Here is a 25,900-nt window from a genome sequence, read left to right as displayed (position 1 = left end):
GCAGGCGTCGCAGCCTCGTATAATGCGCGACATTATGGGCGCTCTCCCGCCCCCTGCAACCTGTCAGGACTTACTTGATGCTCAAGGCGCTGCGTTTTTTTGGATGGCCATTGCTGGCTGGCGTGCTGATCGCGATGCTGATTATTCAGCGTTTCCCGGGGCTGGTGGGTCTACCCAGCCTTGATGTGAACCTGCAACAGGCGCCGCAGACCAGCGCGGTGGTGCAAGGCCCCGTCACGTATGCCGATGCGGTCACCATCGCCGCCCCGGCCGTGGTCAACCTGTATACCACCAAGGTCATCAACAAACCGGCCCATCCGCTATTTGAGGACCCGCAGTTTCGCCGCTATTTCGGCGATAACGGGCCCAAGCAACGCCGCATGGAATCCAGCCTGGGTTCCGGGGTAATCATGAGCCCCGAAGGCTACATCCTCACCAACAACCACGTGACCACCGGCGCCGACCAGATCGTGGTGGCCCTGCGTGACGGCCGCGAAACCCTGGCCCGTGTGGTGGGCAGCGACCCGGAAACCGACCTTGCCGTGTTGAAGATCGACTTGAAGAACCTGCCATCCATCACCCTGGGCCGCTCCGACGGTTTGCGGGTAGGTGACGTGGCACTGGCCATCGGCAACCCATTCGGGGTGGGCCAGACCGTGACCATGGGCATTATCAGCGCCACCGGGCGTAACCAGTTGGGCCTTAACAGCTACGAAGATTTCATCCAGACCGACGCCGCGATCAACCCGGGCAACTCCGGCGGCGCGCTGGTGGATGCCAATGGCAACCTGACGGGCATCAACACGGCGATTTTCTCCAAGTCCGGCGGTTCACAGGGCATCGGCTTTGCGATCCCGGTGAAGCTGGCGATGGAAGTGATGAAGTCGATCATCGAACACGGCCAGGTGATTCGCGGGTGGCTGGGGATTGAAGTGCAGCCGCTGACCAAGGAGCTGGCCGAGTCGTTTGGCTTGACTGGGCGCCCTGGCATCGTGGTCGCGGGGATCTTCCGTGACGGCCCGGCCCAGAAAGCCGGCCTGCAACTGGGGGATGTGATCCTCAGCATCAACGGCGAACCGGCGGGCGACGGGCGCAAGTCGATGAACCAGGTGGCGCGGATCAAGCCGACCGACAAGGTGGCGATCCAGGTGATGCGCAACGGAAAGGAGATCAAGCTGCTGGCGGAAATCGGCCTGCGTCCACCGCCCGCGCCGGTCAAGGAAGAAGAATAAGCGGTCTGGCCGAGGTACCCGTTCGCGGGTACCTGTAAGAATATATTTCAAAGCAATTCATTCTCATTGGTCATGTTATATTGTTTCAATATCGACATTGGAACGCTCTATCATGCCGTCTCGAAAGTTTGCCCCCCTGGCTGGCCTGGCCTTGGGTTTGCTGCTCGACCCCGCCTTCGCTGAAGAAAACACCCTGGAACTCGACGCTATCAGTGTCACTACTGACGCATATGAGTCCGCCACCGGCCCGGTCACCGGCTACCGCGCGACCCGTTCCGCCAGCGCGACAAAAACCGACACGGCCATTCGCGATATCCCACAATCGATCAGCGTGATTCCCGCCACGGTGCTCAAGGATCTGGGCAGCACCAACGTGGAACGCGCCTTGGAGTTCGCCGGCGGTGTGTCCAAGCAAAACAACTTCGGTGGCCTCACCCTCTACGAATACAGCGTGCGCGGTTTCACCACGTCAGAGTTCTACCAGGACGGTTTCAGTGCCAACCGTGGTTACCCGAGCACACCGGACGCGGCGAATATCGAACGCATCGAAGTGCTCAAGGGCCCCGCCGCCAGCCTCTACGGGCGCGGCGATCCCGGCGGCACCGTAAATATCGTCACCAAGAAACCCCAGCCCGAAGCCTTCACCACCCTTCAGACCAGCGCCGGCAGTTGGGACCGCTACCGCACCGCCTTGGACGTCAACACCCCGCTGGACAGCGAAGGCAAGGTGCTGTCGCGGGTCAACCTGGCGGTGGAAGACAACCACAGCTTTCGCGACCATGTGCAGAGCAAGCGGGTATTCGTCGCCCCTTCGTTCAGCTGGCAACTGGACCCGGACACCAGCCTGTTGGTGGAAAGCGAATTCGTGCGCCACAGCTCCACCTTCGACCGTGGCATTGTCGACGCTGCGGGTATGTCGCGCTCCACCTTCCTCGGCGAGCCCAACGATGGCGATATCGACAACCATAACAACCGCCTCCAGGCCACGCTTGAGCACCACCTCAACGACGCCTGGAAACTGCGCCTGGCCAGCCACTACAAACAAGGCAGCCTGTGGGGCGACGCCTCGGAAAACCGTGCGCTGAACCCCGATGGCCAGACGATCAACCGCCGCTACCGCGAACGCTCGATGGGTTGGCACGACAGCATCACCCAGCTTGAACTGCGTGGTTTGTTCGACATCGGCAGTTGGCAGCATGAACTGCTGGTCGGCACCGAGTATGAGGATTACCGCAAGAAGGAACGTGTGACGGCCATCAGCGGCAGCCCTTACGCCATCGACATCTACACTCCGGTGTACAGTCAGGCCAAGCCCAACGGCGTGCGCTCCGGCACGGACTTCTTCGAACAGACCAAAAGCCATGCGCTGAACCTGCAAGACCAGATCGTGTTCACCGATCGGCTGCGCGGCATGATCGGTGCGCGTTTCGAGCATTTCGAGCAGAGCATCGATGACTTCACACGCAACGCACCTGCAAGTCGGCAGACCCACGATGCATTCACCCAGCGCGCCGGCCTGCTCTATCAGCTCACGCCGCAAGTCGGCGTGTTCGCCAACGCCTCCACCTCGTTCAAACCCAACAGCGGCCTGGGCGCCGACAACAAGCCGTTCAAGCCGGAAGAAGGCGTGGGTTACGAAGTGGGGATCAAGAGCGAACTGTTCGACGACCGCCTCAGCGCCACCCTCGCGGCGTTCCATATCGAAAAGGAAAACGTGCTCACGCTGGACCCGACCACCAACCTCAACCGCGCCGTGGGCAAGGCGCGCAGCCAGGGCGTCGACCTGCAACTGACCGGGCAAGTGACTGACGCCGTACGGGTGATTGGCGCCTTTGCCTACATCGACGCCGAAGTCACCAAAGGCGATAAAAGCATTCCAGCCGGCAGCCGGATTCTCGGCGTGGCCAAGCGCAGCGGCAGTCTGTTGGGCGTGTATGAATTCCAGGATGGCGTGTTGCGCGGCTCCGACCTGGGGGCGGCGTTTACCTATGTGGGCGATCGCTCCGGTGAGGCCGGCACGGGTTTCGAGCTGCCGGCGTACCATACCGTGGATCTGCTGGCCCACTACAAGGCCACGGAGAATGTGACCGTGGGCTTGAACCTCAACAACCTGTTTGATGAAAAGTACTACGAACGGTCCTATAGCACCTATTGGATCAACCCGGGTGAGCCGCGCAATCTCACGGTGAGCCTGACCCTGAACTTGTAACACAATCAACATGTGGGAGCTGGCTTGCCTGCGATAGCGGTGTATCAGGCAGTGATGAGCTAACTGACAGACCGCTATCGCAGGCAAGCCAGCTCCCACAATTGGATCACTACAAGGCTTGGTTACAGCGTAATCGGTGCGCGCTCACACAGGGTATTGAGCGCCTTAGCCCACTGCGGATCATCATTCAGGCACGGCACCAGCACCAGCTCTTCCCCCCCCGCCTCGCGGAACTGCTCCAGCCCGCGATCGCCGATCTCTTCCAGCGTCTCGATGCAATCGGCGACAAACGCCGGGCACATCACCAGCAGCTTTTTCACGCCTTGCCTGGCCAGGGCTTCCAGGCGGGCTTCAGTGTAAGGTTCGATCCACTTGGCGCGGCCCAGGCGCGATTGGAAGGCCACCGACCATTTGTCATCCGGCAAGCCCAGACGCGCGGCGAAATCGCGGGCGACGCTGAAGCATTGCGCGCGATAGCAGGTCTTCATCACCTGGGCGGAGGCGTTCTTGCAGCAGTCCGCATCCTTTAAGCAATGCTGGCCCGTCGGGTCGAGCTTGGTCAGGTGGCGCTCAGGCAGCCCGTGGAAACTCAGCAGCAGGTGGTCGTAATCCTGCTCGACATAAGACCGAGCGCTCGCCGCCAGGGCATCGAGGTATTCCGGCTGGTCGTAGAACGGCTGCAGGATCGAGAACTGCACGTCCAGTCTCTTCTCGCGCACAACCCGCTTGGCCTCTTCAATCACCGTTGTCACGGTGCTATCGGCAAACTGCGGATACAGCGGCGCCAGGGTGACCTTGCGGATGCCTTGGGCCGCGAGGCGCGTGAGTACAGTTTCAATGGACGGCTCGCCGTAGCGCATCGCCAATTCCACGGGGCCTTGGGTCCACTGCGCGGTCATCTGCTGCTGCAGGCGGCGACTGAGTACCACCAGCGGCGAGCCTTCGTCCCACCAGATCGAGGCATACGCGTGGGCCGACTGCTCGGGCCGCTTGATCAGGATCAGCGACACCAGCAAGCGGCGCACCGGCCACGGCAGGTCGATCACATAAGGGTCCATCAGGAATTGATTGAGGTAGCTGCGCACATCGGCCACCGAAGTGGACTTTGGCGAGCCCAGGTTGACCAGTAACAACGCGTGATCCGTCATGCAACATCCTATCTTCAGAGGCGGCTGGACACGTCGTCCAGAGCCGCACGCAATTCAGTGAACTGGAAAGTGAAACCGGCGGCCAGCAACCGTTCGGGTACCGCCTTCTGCCCACCCAGCAACAGGCCGGACAATTCGCCCAGCCCCACCTTCAACGCAAAGGCCGGCATCGGCATGAACGCCGGGCGGTGCAGCACCTGGCCCAGCGTCTTGGCAAACTCGCGATTGCGCACCGGGTGCGGCGCGCAGGCATTATAAGGACCGCTGGCGTCAGGCTTGTGCAGAAGAAAATCAATCAGGGCGATTTGATCCTTGATATGCACCCATGGCATCCACTGCCGACCGTTACCGATAGGCCCGCCCAGCGCCAGTTTGAACGGCAACAACAGGCGCGACAAAAAGCCGCCCTCGGCGGCCAGCACCAGGCCGGTGCGCACCAGCACCACGCGAATGCCCAAGGCTTCGGCGCGCTGGGCGGTTTCTTCCCAGGCGATGCACAACTGGCTGGGAAAATCGTCCTGTACCGGGCCGCTGGCTTCGTTCAGTTCGCGCTCGCCGCCATCGCCGTACCAACCCACCGCCGATCCGGAAATCAATACGGCAGGTTTTTGCGCATGGCTCTCCAGCCAGGACAGCAGGGTTTCGGTGAGGCTGATGCGACTGCTCCACAACAGCGCCTTGCGCTTATGGGTCCAGGGACGATCGGCAATCGGCGCGCCGGCCAGGTTGACGACCGCGTCCACTGCGCCGATCACCTCCTCCAGCCGAGCGACACCCAACACTTGGGCGCCGCACAAAGCGGCGACCTCTTCAGGGTGACGGCTCCATACGGTCAGGCGATGCCCTTGGGCAAGCCAGTGTTGGCAGAGTTGGCGACCGATCAAGCCGGTACCGCCGGTCAGCAAAATATGCATGGGACGCTCCTCATGTAACGTTCGCCGCCGATCACTGGTCTATTTTATAAGCAGGGATCAATGTGTAATCGGGCGTGGTTTCGGTTATAGCCGCAGCTTTAACCATAGGCCACGCCAGACAATCAGGTACGCCAAAACTTATACCAAAAAACAATATTGTACAGCTATTGGTGTCGGCGTAGCCTGTATGCAACGGTAAACGAGGCTCACCATGACTCTACCCATCGCGATTATCGGTACCGGCATCGCCGGACTTTCCGCCGCCCGAGCACTGAAAGAGGCTGGGCACCTTGTACAGCTCTTCGATAAAAGCCGCGGCAGCGGCGGTCGCATGTCCAGCAAACGCAGCGATGCCGGCGCACTGGACATGGGCGCCCAATACTTCACCGCACGCGACCGGCGCTTCGTCAACGAGGTGCAACGCTGGCAGGCGCTGGGGGTTGCCGAGCAATGGCAACCGCAGCTCTATCATTTCAAATCCGGCCAACTCACGCCTTCCCCCGATGAGCAGATCCGCTGGGTCGGCACGCCGCGCATGAGCGCAATCACCCGGGCCTTGCTCGATGATTTGCCCGTGCAGTTCGGCTGTCGTATCACCGAGGTTTTCCAAGGCCAACAGCATTGGAGTTTGCTGGATGCCGACGGCGGCAGTCATGGCCCGTTCAGCCAGGTCATCATTGCCACCCCCGCGCCACAGGCCACCGCCCTGCTGGCTGCGGCGCCCAAGCTGGCGAGCGTGGCCGCCGCGGTGAAGATGGAACCGACCTGGGCCGTCGCCCTGGCCTTCGAACAGCCGCTGGACACGCCGATGGAAGGTTGCTTCGTACAGGACAGCCCCCTCGATTGGCTCGCGCGAAACCGCAGCAAGCCTGGGCGCGACAGCAGCCTCGACACCTGGGTGCTGCATGCCACCAGCGCCTGGAGCAAGGCGCACCTGGACCTGCCCAGGGAGGGCGTGATCGAGTACCTGCACGGCGCGTTTGCCGAACTGTTGCACAGCGCCATGCCGGCGCCCTCCTTCAGCCTGGCGCACCGCTGGCTCTATGCGCGTCCGGCCGGCGCCCACGAGTTCGGCGTGCTTGCCGACGCCGACCTGGGGCTGTACGTCTGTGGCGACTGGTGCCTGTCGGGCCGGGTCGAGGGCGCATGGCTCAGTGGCCAGGAAGCCGCGCGGCGTTTGATCGAGCACCTGCAATGAACCGCCTCAATCCCGCCAAATTGCTGCTGTCAAAATGGACAGCAGCACGCCCACGGAACAAAGAAAAACACTTTCTGGTCACAGAATTGTTTCGTGACGAAGAAGGCACTGTGCTGGAGGTCGAGCTGCAAGCTGTGCTGACCCGGCGCGCTGAGCGCCTCACCTGGCAGGTTCTACAAGACGCCGGCGCCTGGAAAATCGGCTGGAAATAAACCTGCCTCGAAAATACCTATACAAAAAAATTGACTTGTACAGCATCGAATCTATGATGAGATTTAGTTGTACAAGATTAAATCCTTGTACAGGAATTTTGCCGAGGGGTTGTTTATGTCCGATACCACCAAACCGAAGATCGCCATCAGCGCCTGCCTGTTGGGTGAGAACGTGCGCTTCAACGGCGGTCATAAACAATCCTTGCTGTGCAGCCAGACCCTCATCGACTATTTCGACTTCGTGCCGCTGTGCCCTGAAGTCGCCATTGGCCTGGGCATCCCCCGCGAACCGATCCGCCTGGTCGGCGACCCCGCCCAGCCGCAGGCCGTGGGCACGGTCAACCGCGAGCTGAACGTGACCCGGCCGCTGGACGATTATGGCCGGCAGATGGCCTCGGAACACACTGACCTGTGCGGCTACATCTTTATGCAGAAATCGCCCTCGTGCGGCCTGGAGCGGGTCAAGGTGTACCGCGAAAACGGCACCCCGGTGGACGGCGGCGGGCGCGGCATTTATGCCCAGGCGTTTTGCGCGCGTCACCCCGACCTGCCGGTGGAAGAAGACGGCCGGCTGAACGACCCGGTGCTGCGGGAAAACTTCCTGACCCGCGTCTTCGTGTATGCCAGTTGGCAGCAATTGCTCGCGCAAGGCCTGACCCGCCACGGCCTGCTGGCCTTTCATTCGCGCTACAAATACTTGTTGATGGCCCACAGCCCGGCGCACTACAAACGCCTCGGCCACCTGCTGGGCAGCATGACCAAGGACGCCAACCTGGATGAACTGGCCAGTTGCTACTTCAGCGACCTGATGACCGGCCTCACCAAGTGCGCGACCCGTGGCACTCACACCAATGTGCTGCAGCACATCAGCGGCTACCTCAAGCAGGCCATCAGCGCCGACGACAAGCAGGAAATGCAAACCGTCATCGACCAATATCGCCACGGTATCGTGCCGCTGGTGGTGCCGCTGACTTTGCTCAAACATCACTTTCGCCAGCACCCGGACCGCTATATCGCGCAGCAGGCTTACTTGCAGCCGCACCCGGAAAACCTCAGCCTACGTAATGCGATCTAGACGATGAAAGCTGCCCTGCAAGACGAACCCGGCGAAGACATCGCCCAAGCCCTCAAGGACGGCTGGCTGCCGATTCGCGAAGTGGCGCGCCAGACCGGCGTCAACGCCGTCACGCTGCGCGCCTGGGAACGCCGCTACGGCCTGATCGTGCCCCAGCGCACGCCCAAGGGGCATCGGCTGTTCAGCGACGCGCATGTGCAACGTATCCATACCATCCTCACCTGGCTCAATCGTGGCGTGCCGGTCAGCCAGGTAAAAGGCCTGATCGACTCGGCCCAGGCCCTGCCGGATGCCGTGGAAAATGAATGGCACGGCTTGCGCCAGAACCTGGTGCAAGCCATCAGCGAGCTGACGGAGCGCCGCGTCGACGACGTCTTCAACCAGGCCATGGCGCTCTACCCGCCACGTACCTTGTGCGAGCAGTTGTTGCTGCCGCTGCTGCAGGAACTGGAACAACGCTGGCAGGGCCAGTTCGGCGCGCAGATGGAGCGGGTATTTTTCCTGTCCTGGCTGCGCAGCAAGTTCGGTGCACGCATCTACCACAACAATCGCCAGTTGCACGGCGCGCCTTTGTTGCTGGTCAATCAATCCGACCTGCCGCTGGAGCCGCATCTGTGGCTCAGCGCCTGGCTGGCCAGCAGTGCCGACTGCCCGGTGGAAGTGTTCGACTGGCCGCTGCCAGCGGGTGAGCTGGCCCTGGCGGTGGAACACCTGCAACCGCGCGCGGTGCTGCTGTATTCAAGCAAGCCAATGCAGTTGCCGGCATTCGCAAAGCTGCTGAGCGGTATCGATTGCCCGAAGCTGATTGTCGGACCAACGGTCTGCATCCACCAGGCCGAGCTTGCGGTATTAACCCATGACATTCCTGAATTGTTCGTCGCCGAAGACCCGTTGTCGGCGCACCAGCTATTGATCCAGCGTGGACTTCTTTAAATGCATCTGATCTGGCTGCGCACCGACCTGCGCCTGCATGACAATACCGCCTTGACCGCCGCGAGCCAGCGGGGCCCGGTCGCGGCGGTGTACTTGATCACGCCCGAGCAGTGGCTGGCCCACGATGATGCGCCGTGCAAAGTCGACTTCTGGCTGCGCAACCTGCAAGCGCTGAGCAAGACGCTGGGCGCACTGAACATTCCCCTGCTGATCCGCACAGCAGCCACCTGGGACCAGGCGCCTGGCGTGCTGAGCCAGCTGTGCCGCGAACTGTCGGTGGCGTCGGTGCATGTCAACGAGGAATACGGCATCCACGAAAGCCGTCGCGATGCGGCCGTGGCCAAGCTGTTGGAAGGGCAAGGCGTCACTTTCCACAGCTACCTGGACCAGTTGTTCTTCCAACCCGGCAGCGTGCTGACCCGAACCGGTACCTATTTCCAGGTGTTCAGCCAGTTCCGCAAGGTCTGCTATAACCGCCTGCACAGCGCCCTCCCACGGATGGTTGCGCCGCCAAACGCGCAGGCGCCGATCCCGCTCAAGAGCGATGCGGTCCCGACAACAGTCGCAGGTTTCGCACCGCCCAGCGATGCGTTGCGCGCCCTCTGGCCCGCCGGTGAAGACGAAGCCCGGCGCCGCCTGGATGCCTTCGCCGATCAACAGATCAGCTATTACAAGGACGAGCGCGACTTTCCCGCCAAACCTGGTACCAGCCAGCTCTCCGCCTACCTCGCGGCAGGCGTGGTCTCGCCGCGCCAGTGCCTGCACGCCGCGCTGCAAACCAACGGCGGCGAGTTCGAAAGCGGCGACAAGGGTGCTATCACCTGGGTCAACGAACTGCTGTGGCGCGAGTTCTACAAGCACATTCTGGTGGGTTACCCGCGGGTATCGCGCCACCGTGCGTTCCGCCCCGAAACCGAGGCCGTGGCCTGGCGCAACTCGCCCGAAGACCTCGCTGCCTGGCAGCAAGCGCGCACCGGCCTGCCGATCATCGACGCCGCCATGCGCCAGTTGCTCGAAACCGGCTGGATGCACAACCGCCTGCGCATGGTCGTAGCGATGTTCCTGACCAAGAACCTGTTGATCGATTGGCGCGAAGGCGAGCGCTTCTTTATGCGTCACTTGATAGACGGCGACCTGGCCGCCAACAACGGTGGCTGGCAATGGAGTTCGTCCACCGGCACCGACTCGGCGCCGTACTTTCGGATATTCAGCCCGTTGAGCCAGTCGGAGAAGTTCGACAGCGAAGGCCTCTTCATCAAGCGCTGGCTGCCGGAACTGGCAGCGCTGAATAAAAAGGACGTGCATAATCCCGAAGCCGTCGGCGGCCTGTTTGGCGTGGCCGACTACCCGCGCTCGATTGTCGACCTGAAAAAATCCCGTGAACGCGCGCTGGCCGCTTTCCGCAGCCTGCCGTCGCGCCACGCTGCAGGCGGCGAGCATGAGTGATTTCCTGGGTGAAAAGGTTTACCGCCACCTGAAGAGGAGAATCGGATGAGCCTGACACCGCGCCGTTATTGGTTGACGGGCGCCGGCAATGGCATTGGCGCCGCGCTGGCCGTGGAGTTGCTCAACAGCGGCGCCCAAGTCGCACTCAGCTCGCGCACAAAAGTGCCTCTGGAAGCGCTTGCCCAGCGATTCCCCGGCCAAGTGCTGGTGGTGGCAGGCGACCTGACCAACAGCCAGGTTGTGCGCGAGATCGGTGAACATATCGGCGGTGTCTGGGGCGCGCTGGACACGGTGATCCTGAATGCTGGCACCTGTGAGTACGTGGATGCCAGGCAGTTCGATTCATCGATCATCGAGCATGTGGTACGCACCAACCTGCTGGCGAGCAGCTATTGCATCGAAGCCGCCCTGCCGCTGTTGCGCGCCGGTCACAGTCCGCACCTGGTCGGCGTCGCCAGCGCCGTGACCTACCTGGCGATGCCGCGCGCCGAAGCCCACGGCGGGTCCAAGGTCGGCTTGCGTTACCTGTTCGACTCCCTGCGCATCAGCGTGTCGCCGGACAATATCGACGTCACGGTAATCAGCCCAGGTTTTGACGCCACACCGCTGACCGAACGCAATGACTTTCCCATGCCCCTCAGTTGGCCGGCGGACAAAGCCGCGAAGCATATTTTCGCCACGCTGGAAAAACGCCCGCTGGAAATTGCCTTCCCTGCGCTGTCTATCGCGACCCTCTGGCCGCTGTCGAAACTGCCGGACCGCGCGCAGCTCATTATCGGCAAGCGCATGTTACGCAGCCCGCCGCCGAGAAAGGATGACCGGTGAAGATCGCCACCAACCCAGCGACAAACGGGCGTACTTTTACTTGCAGCTTGCCGCTCAAAGCTTGAAGCTGCCGCCATGACCCACATCCCCCACACCCAAATCGCCGAACCCGCCGTCACCTGCTCCACATGCGCGGCCTGTTGCTGCCAGTTGGAAGTCATGCTGATCACCGACACCGGCGTGCCGGAGCGCTATATCGACACCGACGACTGGGGCGGCGAAGTGATGCTGCGCCTGGACGATGGATGGTGCGCGGCGCTGGATCGAGACACGATGATGTGTACGATTTACGAGCGACGGCCGCTGATTTGCCGGGAGTTCGAGATGGGCGCGCCGGAGTGCCTGGAAGAGCGCAAGGGGATTGCGACGGCGTATCGCTGATCTTGTGATCAGCGCAGATCTGAATGTGGGAGCGGGCTTGCTCGCGAAAGCGGTGTGTCAGTCAGACATGTGCCAACTGATACACCGCTTTCGCGAGCAAGCCCGCTCCCACAGGGGGCTGCGGTGTTCTGAAGAATTACAGCGGCATGGTGTAGTGCAGCGCGTAGCTCTCTACCCCATCGTTGTGGCTGCTGAGGCCGGCATTGGAGTAGTGAGTGGCACGAATGCCCACTTCATGCCCGCCGGTAAAGCGCAGGCCGAAACCCAGGCGGTCTTCGAACTGGAAAGCCTGGCCGATGTTGTTGTCTTCCAGTTTGGTGCGGGAGAACACGGCCACGCCGATGCCGGCTTCGATGTAAGGCTTGACCGACTGCCCGGCAAACTCATACACAAAGACCGGCGAGAACGACAGGCTGCTCGCGCCCGCACGGTCATCACCTTCCCAATAGGTATAGGCGCCGCTCCAGTAGCCGGTCAGACGACCTGTGTCGCTTTGCATCCAGCTCTTGTCCCAGTCCGACGTCAACCCCAACCGATAGGTCAGCGTCGAATCACTGGTGGCGCCCAGACCAAACTCCAGCCCGGCTGCCTGCGCCGAAAAAGAGTGTCCCATTACCGCGACCGCAAGCGCAGCCAAACAGAGAAAACGCTTCATATGAAACATCCCTTCTAACGACGTTGTAAGATTTTATGTACCGGCTAACTTGCTATAGAAGTCGCCGTTAATGCAGAAGTTCAGTGGAAAACCGTGTTTATTTCACGAAATTTTCACGAACCAAAATTACCCACATTTCCGGGAAATTTCCATAGTGTAGGTAGGATGTTTCTGAAATGAGACAGATCCCCGCTGGTCCAGAACCGTGCAGGCGCCGGGTTGCCGACGGCCAGCAGGTCGCGCTCGCCCAGCAAACGCTTGAGCTGGCGGGCCACGGCGGCGCCGGTGTCGATGAGGATGATGCTGGGAGGGAGCATCTGGGCCAGGAGCGGCTTGAGGAAGGGATAGTGGGTGCAACCCAGGATGATGGTGTCGCAACCGGCGCTGAGCAGCGGCTCGATGTAGCCCTGCAACATCTGCCGCAGGATGGGGCTGTTCAGGTCGCCGGTTTCAATCAATTCCACCAGGCCCGGGCAGGGCTGGGTGATGACCCGCACATCGGTGGCAAAGCGGTCCAGCAGCGCAGCGAACTTGGCGCTCTGCAGGGTGCCGGTGGTGGCGAGCACGCCGACCACGCCGCTGCGGGTGGCGGCGGCCGCGGGTTTGACGGCAGGCTCCATGCCCACCAGCGGCCAATCGGGGTAGTCCTGGCGTAGCTCGGCAACCGCCGCGACGGTTGCGGTGTTGCAGGCAATTACAAACGCCTTGGCGCCCTGCTCGCGAAAAAACGCCGCGACTTGCCGCGAACGCTCACGAATAAAGGCCGGGGTTTTCTCACCATAGGGGATGTGCCCGCAGTCGGCCACATACAGCAGCGACTCATGGGGCAGTAGCTGCTGGATCTCGTCCAATACCGACAAGCCGCCGACACCGGAATCGAACACACCAATGGGGGCGTCCTTAACCATGCTCGGTCCCGCACACGCTGCAACCGGGGTCGCGCTTGACGCGCAACTCGCGAAAACGCGTGGTCAGGGCATCGATGAGCAACAAGCGCCCGACCAGGGGTTCACCGAAACCAGCCAGCAGTTTCAGGGCTTCCAGGGCTTGCAGGCTACCGACCAGCCCCACCAGCGGGCCGACTACGCCCGCTTCGCTGCAGGTGAGTTCGGTGTCGCTGCCGTGGCCGTATAAACAGTGGTAGCACGGGCTTTCGGCGCGACGCGGGTCGAATACCGACAGCTGGCCTTCAAGGCGAATCGCCGCGCCGCTGATCAAAGGCTTGCCGCCGGCGACACAGGCCGCGTTGACCGCTTCGCGGGTGGAGAAGTTGTCGCTGCAATCGAGTACCACGTCCACCGCACCTACCGCCGCCGCCAGGGAGTCGGCATCCAGCGCGGCGCGGTGGGCGATCAGTGTGATCTCGGGGTTGATGGCGGTGAGGCGGCGCAGGGCCGAATCGACCTTGGTCTGCCCGACGCTGTCGGTGTCGTGGATGATCTGGCGCTGCAGGTTGGTCAGGTCGACGGTGTCAAAGTCCGCCAGATGCAACTCGCCCACACCAGCGGCGGCCAGATACAGCGCAACGGGGGCGCCTAGCCCACCGAGGCCGACGATTAACGCGCGGCTGTTTTTCAGACGCAATTGGCCGTCGATGTCGACATGCTGCAACAGAATCTGCCGGCTATAGCGCAACAGCTCCTGATCGCTCAGCACGGCCGGCGCCCCAGGCTGATACGCTCGTGGCCGCCGAGGTCGATACGGCTGTGTACGTCCTCGAAACCCTCGCTCAGCAGAAGGTCGCGCACCGCCGAAGCCTGGTCGTAACCGTGTTCCAGCAACAACCGGCCGCCCGCATTCAGATGGGCCGGCGCTTGTTTGATGATGTGGCGCAGGTCATCCAGGCCGTCACGGCCGGCCACCAGTGCGCTGGCCGGTTCAAAGCGCACATCGCCCGCCGCCAGGTGCGGGTCGTTGTCGGCGATGTAAGGCGGGTTGCTGATGATCAGGTCATAGACCTGGCCTTGCAGGGCGCTGAACCAATGGCTGTTCAGTACGCTGGCGTTATTGAGGTGCAGGCGCTGGCGATTGCGTTCGGCCAGGGCCACGGCTTCCAGCACGCGGTCGACGGCGGTGACCTGCCAGGCCGGACGCTCACTGGCCAGAGCCAGGGCAATGGCGCCGCTACCGGTGCCAAGATCGAGGACCTTGGCGGGCGTGGCCGGCAATAATTGCAGGGCCGCTTCCACCAGCAATTCGGTATCCGGACGCGGGATCAGCGTGTGGGGCGCAACTTCCAGGTCCAGCTTCCAGAACCCCTGCTGCCCCAGGATATAAGCCACCGGTTCACCACCACGACGGCGCTGCAGGTAGCCGGCAAACGCCAGCGCGTCTTCGCTGCTGACGATTTTCTCCGGCCAGGTGTGCAGGTAGCTGCGCGATTTACCCAAGGCAGCCGCCAGCAACAATTCGGCGTCCAGGCGTGCGGTCGGCGAATCGGGCAGGTCGGCGGCGCGCAGCAGGCTGGCGATGATGGTCATTTAATCACCTGTTTATTCGCCTATCGCCGCGAGCTGATCGGCCTGGTACTCGGCGAGCAACGGCTCGATCACCGCATCCACGCCACCGGCGAGGATCTCGTCGAGGGAATACAGGGTGAGGTTGACCCGGTGGTCGGTCACCCGGCCCTGGGCAAAATTGTAGGTACGGATGCGCTCGGAGCGGTCGCCCGAGCCCACCAGCAACTTGCGCTCGCTGGCGATCGCATTGGCGGCGGCACTGGTCTGCTGGTCGTTGAGCTTGGCCGACAGCCAGGACATGGCCCGTGCACGGTTTTTGTGCTGGGAACGTTCCTCCTGGCACTCCACCACAATGCCTGAAGGCAAGTGAGTGATGCGGATCGCCGAATCGGTCTTGTTGACGTGCTGGCCACCCGCGCCCGACGAGCGGTAGGTGTCGACGCGCAAGTCGGCCGGGTTGATCTCGATGGCTTCCTGTTCGTCCGGCTCGGGCAAAACGGCGACGGTGCACGCCGAGGTATGGATACGGCCCTGGGATTCTGTGGCCGGCACGCGCTGGACGCGGTGCGCGCCGGACTCGAACTTGAGCTTGCCGTAGACGTTATCGCCTTCGACCCGGGCGATAACTTCTTTATAGCCGCCGTGCTCGCCCTCGTTTTCAGACAGTATCTCGACCCGCCAGCCGCGACGCTCGGCATAACGCGAATACATGCGGAACAGGTCGCCCGAGAAGATCGCCGCCTCGTCGCCGCCGGTACCGGCACGGATTTCGAGGAACACGTTGCGCCCGTCATTCGGGTCCTTGGGCAGCAGCATGCGTTGCAGGTCGCCTTCCAGCTCGGCCAGTTTTTCCTTGGCTTCTCGGACTTCTTCCACGGCCATTTCTCGCATGTCCGGGTCGTTGTCCTTGAGCAGCGCCTGGGCACCTTCAAGGTCGGCCTGCACTTTCAGCAGGTTTTTATACGTCGCCACCACAGGCTCGACTTCGGCGTACTCCTTGGAGTAGGCACGGAATTTGGCTTGATCGGAGATGACCTCGCCATCGCCGAGCAAGGCGGTCAGTTCTTCGAAGCGGTCCTGGAGCACGTCCAGTTTATTGAGCAGTGACGCTTTCATTGCGGTTTTTTATCCGAAGAGCTATCTGGCGCGCCCTCACCGAGGGCAAAGAGTTCCTGGGCCATGGCCAGCGCATCGAGGCGGCCTTCGGCGGTCAGCTTTTTTAATTGTACGCTGGGCGCGTGGAGCAACTTGTTGGTGAGGCCGCGGGCCAATTGCATCAGCACGTCTTCAGCGCTGCTGCCGTTGGCCAGCAAGCGCTGGGCCTTGACCAGCTCCTCGTCGCGCAGGCGCTCGCCTTGCTGACGATACGCCTTGAGCACGTCCACCGCCGCCAATTCGCGTAGGCGCACCATAAAGTCTTCGGCGCCGGTGCTGACCATTTCCTCGGCCGCCTGGGCAGCGCCCTGGCGGCTCTTGAGGTTTTCGGCGACCACTTCATGCAGGTCGTCGACGCTGTACAGGTAAACGTCGTCCAACTCGCCGACTTCGGGTTCGATATCCCGTGGAACGGCGATATCCACCATAAAGATAGGTTTGTGCTTGCGCAGCTTCAGCGCGCTTTCGACCGCGCCTTTGCCCAAAATCGGCAGCTGGCTGGCGGTGGAGCTGATGACGATGTCGCTGCGCACCAGCTCGGCCGGGATATCCGCCAACAGCACGGCATGGGCACCGAACTGCTCGGCGAGAATGCTGGCGCGCTCCAGGGTGCGGTTAGCCACCACGATACGCTTTACGCCCAGCTCATGCAGATGACGGGCGACCAGGGTGATGGTCTCACCGGCGCCGATCAACAGGGCCTGGCTGCGTTGCAAGTCGCTGAAAATCTGTTTGGCCAGGCTGACCGCGGCAAAGGCCACGGACACCGGGTTTTCGCCAATGGCGGTGTCGGTGCGCACCTGCTTGGCCGAGTTGAAAGTGGCCTGGAACAGGCGCCCCAACAGCGGACCGACGGTGCCGGCCTCACGCGCCACGGCGTAGGCGGATTTCATCTGGCCCAGGATCTGCGGCTCGCCCAACACCAGCGAATCGAGGCCGGCGGCCACACGCATCATGTGACGAACTGCCGCATCCTCTTCATGCACATAGGCGCTTGCGCGCAGGTCGTCGAGGTCCAGATGGTGATAATCGGCCAGCCAGCGCAGCACGACATCCGCCGAGAGATGCTCCTGCTCTATATAAAGCTCGCTGCGATTGCAGGTCGAAAGGATCGCAGCTTCGCGACTGTCGGTGAGCCGGCAGAGCTGCTGCAGGGCCTCAACCAACTGCTCCGGCGTAAACGCCACGCGCTCGCGCACGTCTACTGAGGCAGTCTTGTGGTTAATACCGAGTGCGAGGAAGGCCATTCAATATCGCTGATGATGTCGGGAAGCCGACAATTGTCCTACTTCGAAAGATTCAGAACAACCACCGTCGTCTATTGTCCCTATACGTTGTGCCTATAAAGGCATCCATTGAGACTCGGTTATGTTTGGCCGAAGGCTTGTGTCATGATGATCCGACCGCAGGTTAGTCGTCCTCTTCCTATATGAATAGATCTTCCGCGTTGCTCCTTGCTTTTGTCTTCCTCAGCGGCTGCCAGGCCATGGCACCCGTGTCGCCGGACGGTACGCCGCCGGTGGAAGAGAGCACCCCCGCCCCTGAAAAGCCCAAGGTTTATTCCTCGTTCAGTGAAGAAACGGTGTTCAGCCTGCTGAGCGCGGAGCTGGCCGGCCAGCGCAATCGCTTTGATATTGCGCTGGATAACTACGTGACCCAGGCCATCAACACCCAGGACCCGGGGATTTCCGAGCGCGCGTTTCGCATCGCCGAGTACCTGGGCGCCGACCAGGCAGCGCTGGACACGTCGCTGATCTGGGCGAAAAACGCACCGGATGATCTGGAAGCACAGCGGGCGGCGGCCATTCAATTGGCGCGCGCCGGGCGCTATGACGACTCCATGGTGTATATGGAAAAAGTCCTGCAGGGCAAGGGCGACACGCATTTCGATTTCCTCGCGCTGTCGGCGGCCGACACCGACCAGGACACGCGCAACGGCCTGATGAAAAGTTTCGACCGCCTGCTGCAAAAGCACCCGAAGAACAGCCAGCTGATTTTCGGCAAGGCCTTGCTGCTGCAGCAGGACGACGAAGCCGACGCGGCGCTCAAGCTGCTGGAACAGAACCCGCCGGAAGAAGGCGAAATCGCCCCGATCCTGCTGCGCGCACGTTTGTTGCAGAACCTCAGTCGCGGCAAGGAAGCGATTCCGCTGCTGGAAAAAAGCATCAAGAAGTACCCGGATGACAAACGCCTGCGCCTGACCTATGCGCGCATGCTGGTGGAGCAGGACCGCATGGAGGACGCCAAAGTGCAGTTCGCCAGCCTGGTCCAGCAATACCCGGACGACGACGAATTGCGCTATTCCCTGGCATTGGTGTGCCTGGAAGCGAAGGCCTGGGATGAGGCCAAGGGTTATCTTGAAGAGTTGATCCAGCGTGAAAGCCATGTGGACTCGGCGCACTTGAACCTTGGCCGTATCGCCGAGGAGCGCAACGACCCGCAGGCCGCGCTGCTTGAGTACGCCCAGGTCGGCCCCGGCAACGATTACCTGCCGGCTCAATTGCGCCAGGCCGATATCCTGATGGGCAACGGGCGCACCGACGAGGCGGAAAAACGCCTGGCCGCGGCCCGCGATGCCGAACCTGATTATGCGATCCAGCTGTACCTGATCCAGGCCGAGACCTTGTCGGCCAACAATCAGGGCGAGCGCGCCTGGAAAGTGCTGCAACAAGCCTTGCTGCAATTCCCCGACGATTTGAACCTGCTCTACACCCGCGCCATGCAGGCGGAGAAACGCAACGACCTGGGGCAGATGGAAAAGGACCTGCGCCTGATCATCAAGCGCGACCCGGACAACGCCATGGCCCTCAACGCCTTGGGTTACACCCTGTCCGACCGCACCACGCGCTACGCCGAAGCCAAGGCACTGATCGAGCAAGCCCACAAGCTCAACCCGGAAGACCCCGCCGTGCTCGACAGCCTGGGCTGGGTGAATTACCGCCTGGGCAACCTGGACGAAGCCGAACGCTTGCTGCGCCAGGCGCTGGAGCGCTTCCCCGACCACGAAGTCGCCGCGCACCTGGGCGAAGTGCTGTGGGCCAATGGCAAGCAGCGCGAAGCGCGTCAAATCTGGGCAAAATTCCTCAAGGAACAGCCCGAAAGCCCCATCCTGCGCAGCACCATCAAGCGCCTGACCGGATCCGAGACCCTTTAAGCTTATGTTTTTGCGCCACGTTGTCATGTTCAGCTTCATCGCCCTGCTCGCCGGTTGCGCGGGTTTTGGCGCCCGCGAATCCGTTGAGGGCCAGGGCAACCCGGCGCAATGGAAGCAGCACAAGGACCAGCTCAGCAGTATCGATGGCTGGCAGATCGAAGGCAAAGTGGGGGTGCGCGCGCCGAAAGACTCCGGCAGCGGCACCTTGTTCTGGCTGCAACGCCAGGACTACTACGACATTCGCCTGTCGGGCCCGCTGGGCCGTGGCGCCGCGCGCCTGACCGGCCGCCCTGGGCAAGTCAGCCTCGAGGTGGCCAACCAGGGCCGCTACGAAGCGACCTCGCCCGAGGCGCTGCTGGAAGAACAGATTGGCTGGAAGCTGCCGGTGTCGCACCTGGTCTGGTGGGTACGCGGCCTGCCCGCGCCTGACAGCAAGAGCCGCCTGACCCTCAACGGCGACAGCCGCCTGGCCGGCCTGGAACAGGATGGCTGGCAGGTCGAATACTTGAGCTACGTGGAACAAGGCGGTTACTGGCTGCCCGAGCGCATCAAGCTGCATGGCGCCGACCTGGACGTCACGCTGGTGATCAAGGACTGGCAACCGCGCAAGCTGGGGCAATGACGTGTCCGGACAAACATTGACCCTGCCCTCCCCGGCCAAGCTGAATCTGATGCTGCACATTCTCGGTCGCCGCGACGACGGCTACCACGAGTTGCAGACGCTGTTTCAGTTTCTCGACTACGGCGATGAACTGACCTTCGCCGTGCGCGACGACGGCGTGATCCGGCTGCATACTGAATTCGAAGGCGTCCCTCACGACAGCAACCTGATCGTGAAGGCCGCGAAAAAACTTCAGGAACAGTCCGGCTGCACGCTGGGCATTGATATCTGGATCGATAAGATCCTGCCCATGGGCGGCGGCATCGGCGGCGGCAGCTCGAACGCCGCGACCACATTGCTCGGCCTGAACCACCTGTGGCAGCTGGGCTGGGACCACGATCGCCTTGCCGCGCTGGGCCTGACGCTGGGCGCCGACGTCCCGGTTTTCGTGCATGGGCACGCGGCTTTCGCCGAGGGCGTGGGCGAAAAACTGACCCCTGAATACCCCGAAGAGCCGTGGTACGTCGTGCTTGTTCCGCAAGTATCTGTAAGTACAGCAGAAATTTTTTCAGATCCGCTGTTGACACGTAACACTCCTCCCATTAAAGTGCGCCCCGTTCCCAAGGGAAACAGTCGAAATGACTGCTTACCGGTTGTAGCAAGGCGTTATCCAGAAGTACGTAACGCTTTGAATTTGTTAGGTAAATTTACCGAAGCAAAATTAACCGGAACTGGAAGTTGTGTGTTTGGGGGCTTCCCAAGCAAAGCTGAAGCTGATAAAGTCTCGGCCCTTCTTACAGAGACCCTTACAGGGTTTGTAGCAAAGGGAAGCAACGTTTCGATGTTGCATCGCAAGCTGCAAAATCTGCTCTAAAGGAATCGAGTGCCAGGCACTCGTTGCAACAGATACAGGGGCGTCGCCAAGCGGTAAGGCAGCAGGTTTTGATCCTGCCATGCGTTGGTTCGAATCCAGCCGCCCCTGCCATTTTCCATACTCATCCAGGTTACCCTCAGCCTCTAGGTACTGCGCGTGTCCAAGATGATGGTCTTTACGGGGAACGCCAACCCCGATCTGGCTCGACGTGTCGTACGTCAGCTGCATATCCCTCTCGGTGACATCTCTGTCGGCAAGTTCTCCGACGGCGAAATTACCGCCGAGATCAATGAAAACGTTCGCGGTAAAGACGTCTTCATTATTCAGCCGACCTGCGCTCCGACCAACGATAACCTGATGGAACTCGTCGTGATGGCTGATGCCTTCCGCCGCTCCTCAGCGACTCGAATCACAGCTGTAATCCCTTACTTTGGTTACGCCCGTCAGGACCGCCGTCCGCGTTCCGCACGTGTGGCTATCAGCGCGAAAGTCGTGGCTGACATGCTCACCGTGGTAGGCATCGACCGTGTTCTCACGGTTGACCTGCACGCTGACCAAATCCAGGGGTTCTTCGATATTCCGGTAGATAACATCTACGGCTCCCCCGTCCTGGTGGATGACATCGAAGACCAGCGCTTTGAAAACCTGATGATCGTGTCCCCGGACATTGGTGGCGTCGTGCGTGCACGGGCTGTTGCCAAATCCCTGGGCGTGGATCTCGGGATCATCGACAAACGCCGCGAGAAAGCCAATCACTCTGAAGTGATGCATATCATCGGTGATGTCGAAGGGCGTACCTGTATTCTGGTTGATGACATGGTCGACACCGCCGGCACCCTGTGCCACGCGGCCAAAGCCTTGAAAGAGCACGGCGCGGCTAAAGTCTTCGCCTACTGCACACACCCTGTGCTGTCCGGCCGAGCGATCGAGAACATCGAAAATTCCATGCTGGACGAACTGGTGGTGACCAACACCATCCCGTTGTCCGCTGCTGCACAAGCCTGTTCGCGTATCCGTCAACTGGATATCGCACCGGTTGTTGCCGAGGCGGTTCGCCGCATCAGCAATGAAGAATCGATCAGCGCGATGTTCCGCTAAGGGTCAAACCTTCGGTACATCCTCTGACGAAAAGCGCCCCGCCCCGACATTCTGTTGGGGCGGGGCTTTTTTGCCCATGTCGAGTACGGCGCTGGTCGCAAACGCCGCTCGATGATGGCTATTTTGGAGATACAACATGAATGATTTTACTCTGAACGCCCAAGCGCGTACTGACCTGGGGAAAGGTGCGAGCCGCCGCCTGCGTCATGCCGCCAACATCCCAGCCGTTGTATACGGTGGCAACAAGCCTGCTGAATCCGTGACCATCCTGTCCAAGGAAATCGCCAAACTGTTCGAAAACGAAGCTGCCTACAGCCACGTGATCGAGCTGAACGTCGATGGCACCAAGCAGAACGTCATCGTTAAAGCGATGCAGCGTCACCCGTCCAAGCAGTTCATCATGCACGCTGACTTCGTTCGCGTTGTTGCCGGCCAGAAACTGACCGCCATCGTGCCTGTGCACTTTGTAGGCGAAGAAGCTCCGGTCAAGAAAGGTGGCGTTGTTTCCCACACCACCACCGAGCTGGAAGTGACCTGCCTGCCGAAAGACCTGCCTGAGTTCATCGAAGTCGACTTGTCGAACGCTGAAGTCGGCACCATCATTCACCTGTCCGACCTCAAGGCCCCTAAAGGCGTTGAGTTCGTTGCACTGGCTCACAACGACGACAAGGCTGTTGCCAACGTCCACGCGCCACGTGTTGTAGCTGAAGATGAAGCTGGCGAACCCGCTGCTGAGTAATACGCTCTGCAACGAAGGAGCTTGAGGAAACATCGCGGACCGAAACGTAGCGAGAAAGCGGGCGATAACGCGGCGTTTACTCTTGAGTAAATGATGTAATGTCGTCCACTTTCGCCGCACCCAGGTCTGGCGATGTTATCCACAACTCCAAAGGAAGGGCCCCTGTCGTGACTGCCATTAAACTGATCGTTGGCCTGGGAAATCCAGGCGCCGAATACGAACAGACCCGGCATAACGCGGGGGCCCTTTTTGTTGAGCGCATCGCCCACGCACAAGGTATTTCCCTTGCGGCCGATCGCAAATATTTTGGCCTGACCGGGCGCTTCTCGCACCAGGGTCAGGATGTTCGTCTGCTGATACCCACCACCTACATGAACCGCAGCGGCCAGGCGGTCGCGGCGCTTGCGGGGTTCTTCCGGATCAAACCCGAAGAGATCCTGGTGGCCCACGACGAACTGGACCTGCCGCCCGGCGTTGCCAAGCTCAAGCTGGGCGGCGGGCACGGTGGGCACAACGGCCTGCGCGACATCATCGCGCAGCTGGGTAATCAGAATAATTTCTACCGTCTGCGGCTCGGCATTGGCCACCCAGGCGTTGCCAGTATGGTTTCAAATTTCGTCCTGGGTCGTGCGCCACGCGCCGAACAGGAAAAACTCGATGCCAGCATCGACTTTGCCCTCGGCGTGCTGCCGGATATCTTCGCCGGTGAATGGAACCGCGCGATGAAAAACCTGCACAGCCAGAAGGCCTGACTCTTACCGAGGGGAAACACCATGGGATTCAATTGCGGCATCGTCGGCCTGCCCAACGTCGGCAAATCCACCCTGTTCAACGCCTTGACCAAGTCCGGTATCGCAGCGGAGAACTTCCCCTTCTGCACCATCGAACCCAACAGCGGCATCGTGGCCATGCCTGATCCACGCCTGGCGGCGCTGGCGGCCATCGTCAACCCCAAGCGCATCCTGCCGACCACCATGGAATTCGTCGACATCGCCGGCCTGGTAGCCGGTGCCTCGAAGGGTGAAGGCCTGGGCAACAAGTTCCTCGCCAACATCCGTGAGACCGATGCCATCGCCCACGTGGTCCGCTGCTTTGAAGACGAGAACGTGATCCACGTCTCCAACAGCGTCGACCCCAAGCGCGACATCGAGATCATCGACCTGGAACTGATCTTCGCCGACCTCGACAGCTGCGAGAAACAACTGCAGAAAGTCGCACGCAACGCCAAGGGCGGCGACAAGGATGCGGTGGTCCAGAAGGGCCTGCTGGAGCAGTTGATCGCTCACTTCACCGAAGGCAAGCCCGCACGCAGCCTGATGAAGAACATGAGCACCGACGAAAAAGCGGTGATCAAGGGCTTCCACCTGCTGACCACTAAGCCTGTTATGTACATCGCCAACGTTGCTGAAGACGGCTTCGAAAACAACCCGCTGCTGGATGTGGTCAAGGCTATCGCCGACGAAGAAGGTGCGATCGTTGTACCGGTGTGCAACAAGATCGAAGCGGAAATCGCCGAGCTGGATGACGGCGAAGAAAAGGACATGTTCCTCGAGGCCCTGGGCCTGGAAGAGCCTGGCTTGAACCGCGTGATCCGCGCCGGTTACGAAATGCTGCACCTGCAGACGTACTTTACTGCGGGTGTCGAAGAAGTGCGCGCCTGGACCGTCAAGGTCGGTGCCACCGCGCCGCAGGCGGCTGGTGTGATCCACACCGACTTCGAGAAAGGCTTCATCCGTGCCGAAGTGATCGCGTACAACGACTTCATTCAATACAAGGGTGAAGCGGGAGCGAAGGAAGCGGGTAAGTGGCGTTTGGAAGGTAAGGAATACATCGTGAAGGATGGCGACGTGATGCACTTCCGTTTTAACGTGTAAATATTACCTGCGGTTTACATCGCAAATAAAAGCCGATGCATTGCATCGGCTTTTTTGTGGGTGACTGTTTATGAACTTTAAAACTAAACCCTCAGCCAGAGCTCGAGCAACTTCAGATCTTTCTTACTCACTTATTCGTCCGCCGATAATACCAACTAACAATCTAATTTATCCTACGCAGACTGGACAAATAACGACAACGCGAGCAAGTGACAACACTTATAAAATTCGATCTACTGGAGTCAGCCTGCAAACCGTAACCCAATAGTGATTATGGAGTAATCATTCGATGTCGGCGTTCGACCACATGGAAAATGAGACGGAGATCTCCCTGATTGACGATCCTGATATTGAAAGCATGTTGGCCAGCACTGCTACGCTCAACATTGACATCTTGTTGCTAGGGGAAACCGGCACTGGCAAGGACACTTTGGCGCAGCGCATTCATCACCTCTCCGGCCGACGGGGTAATTTCGTCGCCGTAAACTGTGCGGCTATCCCGGAAAGTCTTGCGGAAAGCCAATTGTTCGGCGTCAACAGCGGTGCCTACACCGGAGCAATACAATCGCGGGCAGGCGTTGTCGAGGCCGCCCACCTGGGCACGCTGTACTTGGATGAAATCGACAGCATGCCGGTGAGCCTGCAGGCCAAACTGCTACGCGTGCTGGAATCACGCGGCGTTGAGCGCCTGGGTTCGACGCGGTTCATCCCGGTGGACATGCGCGTCATAGCATCAGCGCAGCATTCATTGCATGAAATGGTCGAGCAAGGCACCTTCAGGCGCGATCTGTACTTCCGCCTTAATGTCGTCACTATCCAGCTTAGGGCGCTTCGAAACCAACGCGAACTGATCATTCCGCTGTTCCTGGTAATGATCCGTGAGGAAGCCGATCAGTTCAAATGCTCCGTGCCGCAGCCGTCTGGCGAATTGCTGCAGCAACTGCTATGCCACCCTTGGCAGGGCAATGTTCGCGAGTTGCGTTCGACGGCTAAACGGTTCGTACTGGGGTTACCGCCACTTTCAATCCCCGTGACTGGTCAGGCTGACACACAGACGAACCTGAAAGCACGTCTGCAGCAAATTGAAAAAGCATTTATTGAAGAGTCTTTGAGCCGTCACCAGCATTGTGTAGATACCGTGGCGGTAGAGCTGGGTGTTCCCAAGCGCACGTTGTATTACCGGATGAAACAGTTGGGAATATTGCTGGGATAAGTCTGATTGTTTTAAAGATGCACGGCGGCCATGCACCCATTTAATAATTCTAGGTACTGCTTCTCTCAGCGCTCTGGAGAAAAACCTGGCTAACACCCAACGCTAACACACTTAGAAACATTTAAACAACAACAGCAGGGAACGCCTTCCCACTACACACCACATATTTAGTGCCAAGATTATTTTGTGAGCAGTCCTAAAAACCTCCCAATCTTGATCGACCGCAAATTAAACACCCCTTAGAAAATTACTATCTGGAGTTTTTTATGAGTTCAGTCAACGGTTACGCTCCACCAAATCCATACTATGGACAGGGAAACTTTAACAGCTCATCGCTTGAGTCAGGTGCAAGTTCTGGCTCTGCAAATGAGCTCAACGAAGATAGTAAAGCCAAGAACCTTTACTCAGCGAAACAGCAAGTCGAAAAAAAATTCATGAACGACCTTCTCCAAGTTGCCAAGACTTAATAGCTGCTACCTCTCGGGCACCTCCGCCCGAGAGGTCA

General features: G+C 60.4%; 26 protein-coding genes and 1 tRNA gene. 19 read left to right on the top strand and 8 right to left on the bottom strand.

The features are described from left to right. The first annotated feature begins 77 nt into the window (after positions 1–77). On the top strand, positions 78–1,232 hold the full coding sequence (algW, locus tag H0Z09_RS05120) for a Do family serine endopeptidase AlgW (protein ID WP_186688092.1): 1,155 nt from the start codon (positions 78–80) through the stop codon (positions 1,230–1,232). A 112-nt stretch (positions 1,233–1,344) separates the two neighbouring features. Then, entirely contained in the window at positions 1,345–3,441 is a 2,097-nt protein-coding gene (locus H0Z09_RS05115; protein ID WP_186688089.1) for a TonB-dependent siderophore receptor, read from the top strand. A gap of 122 nt (positions 3,442–3,563) precedes the next feature. On the opposite strand, the gene hemH is transcribed toward H0Z09_RS05115, so the two are convergent. Then, on the bottom strand, positions 3,564–4,589 hold the full coding sequence (gene hemH / locus H0Z09_RS05110; RefSeq protein WP_186688087.1) for a ferrochelatase: 1,026 nt from the start codon (positions 4,587–4,589) through the stop codon (positions 3,564–3,566). A gap of 14 nt (positions 4,590–4,603) precedes the next feature. Then, on the bottom strand, positions 4,604–5,503 hold the full coding sequence (locus H0Z09_RS05105; RefSeq protein WP_076951075.1) for a TIGR01777 family oxidoreductase: 900 nt from the start codon (positions 5,501–5,503) through the stop codon (positions 4,604–4,606). A 211-nt stretch (positions 5,504–5,714) separates the two neighbouring features. Here H0Z09_RS05105 and H0Z09_RS05100 point away from each other — a divergent pair, with 211 nt between their 5' ends. The 7 genes from H0Z09_RS05100 (at position 5,715) to H0Z09_RS05070 (ending at position 11,573) form a co-directional block, all read left to right on the top strand. Beyond that, positions 5,715–6,701, top strand: a complete 987-nt coding sequence (locus H0Z09_RS05100) for an FAD-dependent oxidoreductase (protein WP_186688085.1) — start codon at positions 5,715–5,717, stop codon at positions 6,699–6,701. Beyond that, complete coding sequence (locus H0Z09_RS05095) at positions 6,698–6,913, top strand: TIGR02450 family Trp-rich protein (RefSeq protein ID WP_186688083.1); 216 nt, start codon at positions 6,698–6,700, stop codon at positions 6,911–6,913. The genes H0Z09_RS05100 and H0Z09_RS05095 overlap by 4 nt, the downstream gene beginning before the upstream one ends. 115 nt (positions 6,914–7,028) lie before the next feature. Then, the gene (locus H0Z09_RS05090; protein WP_186688082.1) at positions 7,029–7,988 is read left to right on the top strand and encodes a DUF523 and DUF1722 domain-containing protein; all 960 of its coding nucleotides are present in this window, start codon (positions 7,029–7,031) and stop codon (positions 7,986–7,988) included. A 3-nt stretch (positions 7,989–7,991) separates the two neighbouring features. Continuing rightward, positions 7,992–8,921: a MerR family transcriptional regulator gene (locus tag H0Z09_RS05085; RefSeq protein ID WP_186688080.1), complete on the top strand. Its 930-nt coding sequence runs from the start codon at positions 7,992–7,994 to the stop codon at positions 8,919–8,921. Beyond that, on the top strand, positions 8,922–10,367 hold the full coding sequence (gene phrB, locus H0Z09_RS05080; RefSeq protein WP_186688078.1) for a deoxyribodipyrimidine photo-lyase: 1,446 nt from the start codon (positions 8,922–8,924) through the stop codon (positions 10,365–10,367). A gap of 45 nt (positions 10,368–10,412) precedes the next feature. Continuing rightward, complete coding sequence (locus tag H0Z09_RS05075) at positions 10,413–11,192, top strand: SDR family NAD(P)-dependent oxidoreductase (RefSeq protein ID WP_186688077.1); 780 nt, start codon at positions 10,413–10,415, stop codon at positions 11,190–11,192. A gap of 75 nt (positions 11,193–11,267) precedes the next feature. Continuing rightward, complete coding sequence (locus tag H0Z09_RS05070) at positions 11,268–11,573, top strand: YkgJ family cysteine cluster protein (RefSeq protein WP_076951068.1); 306 nt, start codon at positions 11,268–11,270, stop codon at positions 11,571–11,573. Between the two features lie 136 nt (positions 11,574–11,709). Here the strand turns inward: H0Z09_RS05070 and H0Z09_RS05065 are convergent, their stop codons facing one another. From H0Z09_RS05065 to hemA, 6 genes are all read right to left on the bottom strand, one after another. After that, positions 11,710–12,228, bottom strand: a complete 519-nt coding sequence (locus H0Z09_RS05065; protein WP_186688074.1) for an acyloxyacyl hydrolase — start codon at positions 12,226–12,228, stop codon at positions 11,710–11,712. Positions 12,229–12,341: 113 nt separating this feature from the next. Continuing rightward, a complete protein-coding gene (gene murI / locus H0Z09_RS05060; RefSeq protein WP_186688072.1) occupies positions 12,342–13,136 on the bottom strand; it encodes a glutamate racemase in 795 nt (264 codons plus the stop codon). After that, the gene (locus H0Z09_RS05055; protein ID WP_186688070.1) at positions 13,129–13,884 is read right to left on the bottom strand and encodes a molybdopterin-synthase adenylyltransferase MoeB; all 756 of its coding nucleotides are present in this window, start codon (positions 13,882–13,884) and stop codon (positions 13,129–13,131) included. Before H0Z09_RS05055 ends, murI begins: the two co-directional genes overlap by 8 nt. Then, complete coding sequence (prmC, locus tag H0Z09_RS05050) at positions 13,878–14,708, bottom strand: peptide chain release factor N(5)-glutamine methyltransferase (protein ID WP_186688068.1); 831 nt, start codon at positions 14,706–14,708, stop codon at positions 13,878–13,880. The genes H0Z09_RS05055 and prmC overlap by 7 nt, the downstream gene beginning before the upstream one ends. A gap of 12 nt (positions 14,709–14,720) precedes the next feature. After that, entirely contained in the window at positions 14,721–15,803 is a 1,083-nt protein-coding gene (gene prfA, locus H0Z09_RS05045; protein ID WP_076951063.1) for a peptide chain release factor 1, read from the bottom strand. Then, positions 15,800–17,089 (bottom strand): glutamyl-tRNA reductase, encoded by a 1,290-nt coding sequence (gene hemA / locus H0Z09_RS05040; protein ID WP_076951062.1) that lies wholly within the window; start codon positions 17,087–17,089, stop codon positions 15,800–15,802. The genes prfA and hemA overlap by 4 nt, the downstream gene beginning before the upstream one ends. Positions 17,090–17,271: 182 nt before the next feature. Here hemA and H0Z09_RS05035 point away from each other — a divergent pair, with 182 nt between their 5' ends. From H0Z09_RS05035 to H0Z09_RS04990, 10 genes are all read left to right on the top strand, one after another. Beyond that, entirely contained in the window at positions 17,272–18,996 is a 1,725-nt protein-coding gene (locus H0Z09_RS05035; protein WP_186688065.1) for a tetratricopeptide repeat protein, read from the top strand. A 4-nt stretch (positions 18,997–19,000) separates the two neighbouring features. Continuing rightward, the gene (gene lolB / locus H0Z09_RS05030) at positions 19,001–19,618 is read left to right on the top strand and encodes a lipoprotein insertase outer membrane protein LolB (protein WP_186688064.1); all 618 of its coding nucleotides are present in this window, start codon (positions 19,001–19,003) and stop codon (positions 19,616–19,618) included. Positions 19,619–19,667: 49 nt separating this feature from the next. Continuing rightward, positions 19,668–20,471, top strand: a complete 804-nt coding sequence (ispE, locus tag H0Z09_RS05025) for a 4-(cytidine 5'-diphospho)-2-C-methyl-D-erythritol kinase (RefSeq protein ID WP_189672084.1) — start codon at positions 19,668–19,670, stop codon at positions 20,469–20,471. Between the two features lie 36 nt (positions 20,472–20,507). Continuing rightward, positions 20,508–20,582 (top strand) — tRNA-Gln (locus H0Z09_RS05020). Between the two features lie 45 nt (positions 20,583–20,627). Continuing rightward, positions 20,628–21,569, top strand: a complete 942-nt coding sequence (locus H0Z09_RS05015; RefSeq protein WP_003208392.1) for a ribose-phosphate pyrophosphokinase — start codon at positions 20,628–20,630, stop codon at positions 21,567–21,569. 136 nt (positions 21,570–21,705) lie between these two features. Beyond that, positions 21,706–22,308, top strand: coding sequence for a 50S ribosomal protein L25/general stress protein Ctc (locus H0Z09_RS05010; RefSeq protein WP_076951058.1), 603 nt, complete (start codon positions 21,706–21,708; stop codon positions 22,306–22,308). Between the two features lie 167 nt (positions 22,309–22,475). Beyond that, positions 22,476–23,060 carry an aminoacyl-tRNA hydrolase gene (gene pth, locus H0Z09_RS05005; protein ID WP_186688059.1) on the top strand — a complete coding sequence of 195 codons (585 nt, stop codon included), beginning with the start codon at positions 22,476–22,478 and terminating at the stop codon, positions 23,058–23,060. Between the two features lie 21 nt (positions 23,061–23,081). Beyond that, positions 23,082–24,182, top strand: a complete 1,101-nt coding sequence (gene ychF, locus H0Z09_RS05000; RefSeq protein WP_057725888.1) for a redox-regulated ATPase YchF — start codon at positions 23,082–23,084, stop codon at positions 24,180–24,182. A 289-nt stretch (positions 24,183–24,471) separates the two neighbouring features. Then, positions 24,472–25,395: a sigma 54-interacting transcriptional regulator gene (locus H0Z09_RS04995; RefSeq protein ID WP_186688056.1), complete on the top strand. Its 924-nt coding sequence runs from the start codon at positions 24,472–24,474 to the stop codon at positions 25,393–25,395. Positions 25,396–25,661: 266 nt separating this feature from the next. Next, positions 25,662–25,862: a hypothetical protein gene (locus H0Z09_RS04990; RefSeq protein ID WP_186688053.1), complete on the top strand. Its 201-nt coding sequence runs from the start codon at positions 25,662–25,664 to the stop codon at positions 25,860–25,862. The last annotated feature ends 38 nt before the right edge of the window (positions 25,863–25,900 follow it).

This window comes from Pseudomonas sp. SWRI18, from assembly GCF_014268345.1.
In the GTDB taxonomy this organism is placed as follows: domain Bacteria; phylum Pseudomonadota; class Gammaproteobacteria; order Pseudomonadales; family Pseudomonadaceae; genus Aquipseudomonas; species Aquipseudomonas cedrina.
Note: the sequence above shows the minus strand (reverse complement) of the source record. Positions and strands in the feature narration are given on the sequence as shown.

Coding starts and splice junctions, on each gene's coding strand:
- H0Z09_RS04995 (WP_186688056.1), top strand. CDS start 24,472: ATGTCGGCGTTCGACCACATGGAAAATGAGACGGAGATCTCCCTGATT.
- H0Z09_RS05035 (WP_186688065.1), top strand. CDS start 17,272: ATGAATAGATCTTCCGCGTTGCTCCTTGCTTTTGTCTTCCTCAGCGGC.
- H0Z09_RS05010 (WP_076951058.1), top strand. CDS start 21,706: ATGAATGATTTTACTCTGAACGCCCAAGCGCGTACTGACCTGGGGAAA.
- H0Z09_RS05065 (WP_186688074.1), bottom strand. CDS start 12,228: ATGAAGCGTTTTCTCTGTTTGGCTGCGCTTGCGGTCGCGGTAATGGGA.
- prfA (WP_076951063.1), bottom strand. CDS start 15,803: ATGAAAGCGTCACTGCTCAATAAACTGGACGTGCTCCAGGACCGCTTC.
- algW (WP_186688092.1), top strand. CDS start 78: ATGCTCAAGGCGCTGCGTTTTTTTGGATGGCCATTGCTGGCTGGCGTG.
- H0Z09_RS05100 (WP_186688085.1), top strand. CDS start 5,715: ATGACTCTACCCATCGCGATTATCGGTACCGGCATCGCCGGACTTTCC.
- H0Z09_RS05115 (WP_186688089.1), top strand. CDS start 1,345: ATGCCGTCTCGAAAGTTTGCCCCCCTGGCTGGCCTGGCCTTGGGTTTG.
- H0Z09_RS05070 (WP_076951068.1), top strand. CDS start 11,268: ATGACCCACATCCCCCACACCCAAATCGCCGAACCCGCCGTCACCTGC.
- murI (WP_186688072.1), bottom strand. CDS start 13,136: ATGGTTAAGGACGCCCCCATTGGTGTGTTCGATTCCGGTGTCGGCGGC.
- phrB (WP_186688078.1), top strand. CDS start 8,922: ATGCATCTGATCTGGCTGCGCACCGACCTGCGCCTGCATGACAATACC.
- H0Z09_RS05075 (WP_186688077.1), top strand. CDS start 10,413: ATGAGCCTGACACCGCGCCGTTATTGGTTGACGGGCGCCGGCAATGGC.
- H0Z09_RS05095 (WP_186688083.1), top strand. CDS start 6,698: ATGAACCGCCTCAATCCCGCCAAATTGCTGCTGTCAAAATGGACAGCA.
- prmC (WP_186688068.1), bottom strand. CDS start 14,708: ATGACCATCATCGCCAGCCTGCTGCGCGCCGCCGACCTGCCCGATTCG.
- H0Z09_RS05105 (WP_076951075.1), bottom strand. CDS start 5,503: ATGCATATTTTGCTGACCGGCGGTACCGGCTTGATCGGTCGCCAACTC.
- ispE (WP_189672084.1), top strand. CDS start 19,668: ATGCTGCACATTCTCGGTCGCCGCGACGACGGCTACCACGAGTTGCAG.
- hemA (WP_076951062.1), bottom strand. CDS start 17,089: ATGGCCTTCCTCGCACTCGGTATTAACCACAAGACTGCCTCAGTAGAC.
- hemH (WP_186688087.1), bottom strand. CDS start 4,589: ATGACGGATCACGCGTTGTTACTGGTCAACCTGGGCTCGCCAAAGTCC.
- ychF (WP_057725888.1), top strand. CDS start 23,082: ATGGGATTCAATTGCGGCATCGTCGGCCTGCCCAACGTCGGCAAATCC.
- H0Z09_RS05085 (WP_186688080.1), top strand. CDS start 7,992: ATGAAAGCTGCCCTGCAAGACGAACCCGGCGAAGACATCGCCCAAGCC.
- H0Z09_RS05090 (WP_186688082.1), top strand. CDS start 7,029: ATGTCCGATACCACCAAACCGAAGATCGCCATCAGCGCCTGCCTGTTG.
- lolB (WP_186688064.1), top strand. CDS start 19,001: ATGTTTTTGCGCCACGTTGTCATGTTCAGCTTCATCGCCCTGCTCGCC.
- H0Z09_RS04990 (WP_186688053.1), top strand. CDS start 25,662: ATGAGTTCAGTCAACGGTTACGCTCCACCAAATCCATACTATGGACAG.